This is a genomic window from Psychrobacter sp. 1Y4 (genome assembly GCF_051847555.1).
The window spans coordinates 1-731 of sequence record NZ_JBPYDE010000507.1 but is presented as its reverse complement, the minus strand read 5'-3'; the positions used below and the strand labels follow the sequence as shown (position 1 = coordinate 731).

General features: G+C 42.8%; 2 protein-coding genes. Both read right to left on the bottom strand.

Annotated elements, in window-relative coordinates:
* Nucleotides 1-12: 12 nt before the first annotated feature.
* Complete coding sequence (locus ACS8FC_RS17240; RefSeq protein ID WP_439297683.1) at nucleotides 13-369, bottom strand: TusE/DsrC/DsvC family sulfur relay protein; 357 nt, start codon at nucleotides 367-369, stop codon at nucleotides 13-15.
* Nucleotides 369-698, bottom strand: a complete 330-nt coding sequence (locus ACS8FC_RS17235; protein ID WP_439297682.1) for a hypothetical protein — start codon at nucleotides 696-698, stop codon at nucleotides 369-371. The genes ACS8FC_RS17240 and ACS8FC_RS17235 overlap by 1 nt, the downstream gene beginning before the upstream one ends.
* Between the last annotated feature and the right edge of the window lie 33 nt (nucleotides 699-731).

The window sequence follows — 731 nt, the reverse complement described above, 5'->3', positions numbered from 1 at the left end:
ACAAAGACACTTTTATAGGCAGTTGGGCGGCTTTGGCAGTCCAGCTAAGCGATTGACATGGCGTGCCACCAAACCAGTATTAAATAGCTGCTGTAGCTTTTGATTGCTGATGTCGTGCTCAGGCAGGGTTTTCTGTAGCCATTTAATCAATGGGCGTGTCGCTGGTACATGATTAAATTTGACAAAAAATGCTCGCACTTGCTGCAAGATTTGTAAGTGCTCACTCGTTAAGCTGACATCTAGTGTGTCTGCCAGTTGCTGTGCGATATCAGGTGTCCAAATCGTATGGTCACACAAATGACCATCTTGATCTAATGCAATATCGGTCGATGCTGTGGCAGTATGAGTTGTCGTAGAGGTATGAGTCATCATAAGGCAATCGTCACCACTTTATCAAACTGACTATCCTGAGATAGGCTAATCCATTCTTCATCCGTTAAAATACCAGTCAATTTGCTCTCTAAATTTAGCTTGCCAGTGGTATTCGCCGTCAGCTGCGATATATCATCCGCTAATGCATAAATACCTGCAATACCATCTATTTCACTATCATTCAAATAAGCATTGAGCCAGTCGATAAAAGCGGCTGTGGTACCAATTAAGATAATACTATCGCCAGTGCGCCAAGTGCGAGACATCTCTTCAGCACTGCGCCTGAGGGTATCCATCGTGCTATGTAATTGATATAAAGTTGCCATAACAGTGTCCAAGTGTGTGCTTTATTATTTTAT

Excerpts from the sequence above, each read along its gene's own strand:
- ACS8FC_RS17240 (WP_439297683.1), bottom strand. The coding sequence starts at position 369 with ATGACTCATACCTCTACGACAACTCATACTGCCACAGCATCGACCGAT.
- ACS8FC_RS17235 (WP_439297682.1), bottom strand. The coding sequence starts at position 698 with ATGGCAACTTTATATCAATTACATAGCACGATGGATACCCTCAGGCGC.